This is a genomic window from Nitratifractor sp. (genome assembly GCF_015487065.1).
Taxonomy (GTDB): domain Bacteria; phylum Campylobacterota; class Campylobacteria; order Campylobacterales; family Sulfurovaceae; genus Nitratifractor.
On the sequence record NZ_WFQN01000163.1, the window covers coordinates 1 to 5800 of the forward strand.

Here is a 5800-nt window from a genome sequence, read left to right on the forward strand (position 1 = left end):
CCGTGGGTCTGGAACTCCACGATCTCCTCCCCCGTATAGGAATGGGGCGCCTGGAAGTAGAGGACGATCCCCCGGTCGATCAGCTCTCCGGTGGCATCATAGAGGTCACAGAGCTGAGCACGGCGGGGACGCAAAGAGGCGGAAGGAGCGATCCGGCGGGCGATCTCGGGGGCCCGTGGACCGCTGAGGCGGATGATGGAGATGGAGGCGACACCGTGGGCTGTGGCGATCGCCGCGATGGTATCGTTCATCGCCGTCGGTTGTTGAACTCGTTGATGAGGACGTAGCGGCCGCCGTCACGTTGACGCTTGATCGCTACGTATTTGTCGGGGAACTCCTCCCGAAGCTGCTCCAGGGCGATCTGGACCAGGATCCCGTCCAGGGGCCGGGTCCGTCCCCACCCCTCCTGACGCACATGCTCGATCACCGGCTGGATATAGTGACGGATCATCTCCTGCTGGCTCGAGAGGAACTGGGCGATCTCCAGCTTGATGAAGAGCCGGTAGTTCCCGTGAATCCAGTTGAAAAGCAGGTAGGAGAGCGCATTGTAGCGGTACCCCTCTTTGCCGATGAGCAACGCGGCATCCTCTCCGTCGAGGAAAATGTAGGCGGTATCGTCGATCACATCCACTTCGACGACGTCGATGTCGAAGCAGCTCACCTCCATCAGTTCGAGAATCTTCTCTTCGATCTCCTTTGCCAACACCGATTCGTCGACAGCGCTTTCTTCTGACGCCTCCGTACGCTTCTCTTCGTCAAAAAAGCGTTCGATGATCTTCTCGTGGCTACCGTTCTCCCGCTCTTCCGCCCGCTCATCAGAGGAAACGTCTCGCTCCCCACTGGTCTCCGGGGTGGGTTCCACTTTTTGAGAGACGGCCTCGACTTCCGGAGCTGCGGGTTGAAGGAGGGACCGATCGTTCGTCTTCCTCTCTTCGGCCGATGCGACGATAATCGCCGGTTTGGCAAAGAGCCCCAAAAATCCTTGACTGGGATATTGAACGATCTCGTATTTGAGCTCGGTCATGGAACATCCAAAGGTATCGCAGGCGATCCGATAAGCCTCTTCGAGGGTCGCGGCTTCGATCTTTTTCATTCCGCCCTCCTCTACTCTTCGTGTTTCTTGGCCGCTTTGAGTTTCGCCTTGTGTTTCTCATAGGCCCGATTGATATAGGCCTGCTGGGCGATGGAGAGGATGTTGTTGGTCAACCAGTAGAGAACCAGTCCCGAGGGGAAGGTGAGGAAGAAGAAAGTCATCAGGACTGGGAACCATTTGAAGATCTTCTGCTGCATCGGATCGGTCATATTGTTGGGAGTGATCTGCTGCTGCAGGAACATCGTGGCCCCCATGAGAATCGGCAGGATGAAGTAGGGATCCTGGCGGGAGAGGTCGTGGATCCAGAGGATCCAGGGAGCTCCCTGGAGTTCGTCGGTATTGAGCAGGACCCGATAGAGAGCGAAGAAGACCGGAATCTGCAGCAACATGGGTAGACAGCCCCCCATGGGGTTGGCGCCGTGCTTCTTGTAGAGCTGCATCATCTGCTGATTCATCTTGGCAGGATCCTTGCCGTAACGCTCCTTGATCTCTTTCATCTTGGGCGCCAGGTCCTTGAGCTTCTGCATCGACATCATCCCCTTGTAGGAGAGGGGGAAGAGGACCAGCTTGACCAGCAGGGTGAAGAGCACGATGGCCCATCCCCAGTTGCCCACGAAGTTGTAGATCGCCAGCATCACCCGGAAAAAGGGCTTGGCCAGGAAAGTGAACCAGCCGAACTCGATGGCGTCAGTGAGCCTCGGGTCGAGCTTCGCGAAGAGTTTCCACTCTTTGGGGCCGATATAGCCGCTGAGTTCCATCGGTCCTTTCGCCGTCACGAAGGGGAGCGGGTCGTTCCCGGTATCGGGAGTGACGACGACGGGAAAGGGTTGTTTGAAGTTGTAAAAGAGCGACGCATAGTAGCGATCGAATGAAGCGAGGATCGTCGCTTTGTCGAACTTCTGTGTCTCCTTGGCTTTGCCGTCTTCGATGGTATGGATCACCCCCTGGGCATCCCGGACGAGCACTCCCCGGACGATCATGTAGCGGGACTTGTCCGCTTCGGGACGGTGGCCGCTGGTGAGGAAGTAGGTGACGGGTTTGTCGGTGGAGACTTTGAGAGCGTAATGACCGTCGGGGTAGAAAGTCAAAGTCTTGGTGAGGGTCAGCGCAGGCAGCTTCTGGGTCAGGGTCAGCACCTGACTCCCCTGCTGCACGTCGAGGTCGGAGGCGGAGGCGTTGTAGGGGACTTCGAATGCCTGTTTGTTGAGCGTAGCATCTTCGAAACGGATCTCCAGGGGCCGGGTACGCTTGGGGTCGATCAGATCCAGAGGCTTGCCGTCATCCCGGCGATACTTGGGCTCTTTGAGAACGGCACTGGCGATCCGACCGAAACGGTCGATCTTAAGACGGTATTTGCGGGTCTCCACCGTCGCGAGCACCTCTCTCTTGGAGACTGTCACACTCTCTTTGGGGGCCGGCGCGGCGGGAGAGGCCGTTTGTGTGGCATTGGCTTGGGCCGCCGGCGCGGCAGGAGCTGCCGAAGCGGAAGAGGATGCCGAAGCAGACGCTATGGATGCCGTGTTGTTGCTTTCAGCCGGTGTAGCGCTGTGAGGAAAGAAATAGCTGAAGCCGATCAGAATGAAAAATGAGAGTACAAGAGCGATCATCAGTCGCTTGTTGAGATCCATCTGTTCCAAAATAGTGCCTTTGATAAGTGATATGAGCGATAGGCGGGGATTATACCCTCTTTTGGGTTATAGAAATATGGACTGGGAAAGATGGTCCAAAAAAACGAAAAAGTTCAGAAGGAGAGTCGTCCGACCTTAGGATGGTCGGACTTGCCGGAAAGAATTACGGGGTTTCCGGAGGGCACCGGAACGTTCGAGAGCTTTGGTCCAGGCCGTTTCCAGTTCACCATAGTCCGCCTCGACGATCGGGGGTTTGGCGACCAGAATATAGGCCCCCGGACGGTAGTGGCTGATTCGATCGGCAAAAAGGGCCCGGAGGCGACGTTTAGCCCGATTGCGTTTGACAGCGTTTCCCACCTTTTTCCCGGCGACAAACGCCACACCGCATTCCGAACTTTTGCGGAAAAAGAGGACGAACCAGGGGGTATGCCAGACCTTGTCGGCGCCCTTGTAGACCCGGTCGAACTCACGCTGCTGCGTGAGGTGGGGAAAGCGGTTTAGACGGCCAATCTTTTTCTGCCTTTGGCCCGGCGGGCGTTGATCACTTTGCGACCGTTTTTGGTCTTCATGCGGGTACGGAAACCGTGGGTTCTCTTCCGGGGAGTGTTGTGGGGTTGATAGGTTCTTTTCATTTGGATATCCTTTGGCTGTTCATTCCCCTGTCTTCCAGGGAGAAAATATGGCGGGATTTTATCCGAAAAGAGCTTAACGGGAGATGAAAAAAATCGAAGAGACGGAGCCAAGGTTCATCGCCGATGCCCATCTGGGGAAACTGGCACGCCATCTGCGTTTTGCCGGATGCGACACGCTGCTCTTCAGGGAGGGAAGCGACCGGGAACTGAAGCGGATCGCTGCGGCACAGTCACGGATTCTCCTGACCCGGGACCGGGGCATCCCCGAAGGCGGCACCCCGATCGTGGTCCATCTCCACTCACCGGAACTGCGGGAACAGCTCATCGAACTGAGCCGCCGGTTCCCTCTGCACGACTGCTTCCGCCCCTTCAGCCGCTGTATGGTCTGCAACACTCCCCTGCACTCCGTCTCCCGCGATGCCGTCAGAGACCGGATCCCTCCGGCCGTGGCTGAACATTTCAATACGTTCAAAGAGTGTCCCGGCTGCGGGCGGATCTACTGGAAGGGGGATCACTACCGCCGGATGCTTCGGGAATGGGAAAGTATCTTCTCCTCCGCTACTGACCGATGCGACCCCGGCTCTTTCGCAGGATCGAATCCCGACGGATCCACTCCTCCATGAGAGCCTGACGTCGGGCCTCATCCAGCTGCGGCCGGTCGTAAAAACCTGCCGCCTGACGCTGCCGCTGGGCTTCGTAGAGGATCAATGCCGCCGCGACGGAGACATTGAGGCTCTGGACCATGCCGTGCATGGGGATAATCACCCGGTGGGTCGCCTCCGCTGCCACTTCAGCCGAGACCCCCTCCTTTTCGTTGCCCAGGACCAGGAGGGTCGGGAGGGTGTAGTCGATCTCGCGAAAGTCCCGGCTCTCCTCCCCCAACTGCGTCACGAGGATCTGCATCCCCTCCTCCCGCTTCCGGCGCAGGAATTGGGCCCGTTTTTCATAATCGATCCGTTCTTTGAGCAGCCAGCGATGGGCTCCCTGGGTGACGGTGCGGTGGGTCTTGACATGGTCGAGGCTGTTGCGGGAATAGTAGAAGTGCAGGACCCCCACCGCATCACAGGTCCGGATCACGGCGGAGATATTGCGGCTGTCGTGCACATCGTCCAGCAAGACCTGGAGATCAGGCTGCTTCTGCTCCAGCAGAGCCTCGATCCTCTGACGCCGTTGCGGAGTGATCATTTGGGGGACTCCTTGTCGGAAAGGGGTTGATTTTTTTCTCGGCGGGCGCTAAAATTCACTTCCGCATTTATTTGCTGATATAGCTCAGCTGGCTAGAGCACCTGATTCGTAATCAGGAGGTCGCGGGTTCGAGTCCCGCTATCAGCTCCACAGTCTTACTCTAACTATCTAAAAAAACTTACAAACCGATAACACTGCATGTTAGTTGACAAGGTTTCACTCGATGGCGACAAAGGAGCGCTTGCCCCGAAGGGGTTCTCGCAGCCTCCACGGCTAGGCTTCGCTCCGACCGTTTCGGTTCCGAAGCTACGAAGGACAAGCAGTTGTCCTTCGCTGACGCTTCTCATTAGCGACTGCCAGAGCTATCGAGTGAAACCGACGGACGGCAGGAGAGTCAATCAATTTTTCAGAGATCCTGTTCGATCACTTTCTTAAAATTACCGAAATAGATCTCTTTGAGTTTTTCCAAAGGCATCTCTACCTCGTTGACTTTCAGAACCTCTCCACCGACACTGCCGATAGGCTGGATTTTGAGTCCCAGATCCATGGCCAGCCGACCCAGTTCCTGGAGATTCTCGGGCTTGACCTCCAGCACCGCCCGGCTCTGGCTCTCGTCGAAGATCCATCGGGAATCCTCGAAATCGACTTTGACCTCGGCGCCCAGGCCGCTTCGCGCCGCCATCTTGGCCAGGGCGATCGCCAGGCCGCCCACGTTGACATCCTTGGCCGCTTCCAGGAGACCCGCGGCATTGGCCTGGATCACCAGCTGCCAGAGGCGGGCTTCGGCGGCATAGTCGATGTCGGCCAACGTTCCGGCGATGGCGCCGCAGATCTCTTTCATATAAAGTGATCCGCCGAACTCCCCACGGGTTTCGCCCACCAGAACCAGGGTATCGCCCTCATGCTGGAATTCGCTTCTGAGTACTTTGTATTCACTCTCGTTGACTCCGACCATGGCGATAGCGGGGGTGGGATAGACGCTCACGCCGTTGGTCTCGTTGTAGAGAGAGACATTACCGCTGACGACGGGGGTCTCCATCTCGGCGCAGGCCTCTTTGATCCCTTCGCAGGCCTGGGCGAACTGCCACATCACCTCGGGGTTTTCGGGGTTGCCGAAGTTGAGGCAGTCGGTGATCGCCAGAGGCTTGGCGCCGCTCATGGCCACGTTGCGTCCGCTCTCCAGCACCGCCAGGGCTGCCCCTTTGAAGGGGTCGATGTAGCAGTAGCGGGGGTTGCAGTCACTGCTCATGGCCAGAGCCACG

The 5800-nt window shown here is 57.7% G+C and carries 7 protein-coding genes, 1 tRNA gene and 1 pseudogene; 2 read left to right on the forward strand and 7 right to left on the reverse strand.

The window, feature by feature from the left end:
• The 5 genes and pseudogenes from F8I07_RS09265 to rpmH form a co-directional block, all read right to left on the reverse strand.
• Positions 1 to 251, reverse strand: a pseudogene (locus tag F8I07_RS09265) (tRNA uridine-5-carboxymethylaminomethyl(34) synthesis GTPase MnmE); the annotation flags it as partial.
• Positions 248 to 1093 carry a Jag N-terminal domain-containing protein gene (locus F8I07_RS09270; protein ID WP_292658744.1) on the reverse strand — a complete coding sequence of 282 codons (846 nt, stop codon included), beginning with the start codon at positions 1091 to 1093 and terminating at the stop codon, positions 248 to 250. The pseudogene F8I07_RS09265 and the gene F8I07_RS09270, both read right to left, overlap by 4 nt.
• A gap of 11 nt (positions 1094 to 1104) precedes the next feature.
• Positions 1105 to 2721: a membrane protein insertase YidC gene (yidC, locus tag F8I07_RS09275; protein ID WP_292658762.1), complete on the reverse strand. Its 1617-nt coding sequence runs from the start codon at positions 2719 to 2721 to the stop codon at positions 1105 to 1107.
• A 135-nt stretch (positions 2722 to 2856) separates the two neighbouring features.
• On the reverse strand, positions 2857 to 3231 hold the full coding sequence (gene rnpA / locus F8I07_RS09280; RefSeq protein WP_292658765.1) for a ribonuclease P protein component: 375 nt from the start codon (positions 3229 to 3231) through the stop codon (positions 2857 to 2859).
• On the reverse strand, positions 3219 to 3353 hold the full coding sequence (rpmH, locus tag F8I07_RS09285; protein WP_229936432.1) for a 50S ribosomal protein L34: 135 nt from the start codon (positions 3351 to 3353) through the stop codon (positions 3219 to 3221). The genes rnpA and rpmH overlap by 13 nt, the downstream gene beginning before the upstream one ends.
• A gap of 83 nt (positions 3354 to 3436) precedes the next feature.
• Between rpmH and F8I07_RS09290 the strand changes: the two genes are divergently transcribed.
• Complete coding sequence (locus F8I07_RS09290) at positions 3437 to 3976, forward strand: Mut7-C RNAse domain-containing protein (RefSeq protein WP_292658753.1); 540 nt, start codon at positions 3437 to 3439, stop codon at positions 3974 to 3976.
• Here the strand turns inward: F8I07_RS09290 and F8I07_RS09295 are convergent.
• Positions 3912 to 4538 carry an RNA methyltransferase gene (locus F8I07_RS09295; protein ID WP_292658756.1) on the reverse strand — a complete coding sequence of 209 codons (627 nt, stop codon included), beginning with the start codon at positions 4536 to 4538 and terminating at the stop codon, positions 3912 to 3914. The two genes, F8I07_RS09290 and F8I07_RS09295, sit on opposite strands and share 65 nt — an antisense overlap.
• A 73-nt stretch (positions 4539 to 4611) precedes the next feature.
• Here F8I07_RS09295 and F8I07_RS09300 point away from each other — a divergent pair.
• A tRNA-Thr gene (locus F8I07_RS09300) sits at positions 4612 to 4688 on the forward strand.
• Positions 4689 to 4944: 256 nt separating this feature from the next.
• Here F8I07_RS09300 and F8I07_RS09305 read toward each other — a convergent pair.
• A partial coding sequence (locus F8I07_RS09305) for an AIR synthase related protein (protein WP_292658758.1) occupies positions 4945 to 5800 on the reverse strand: 856 nt, incomplete at its 5' end.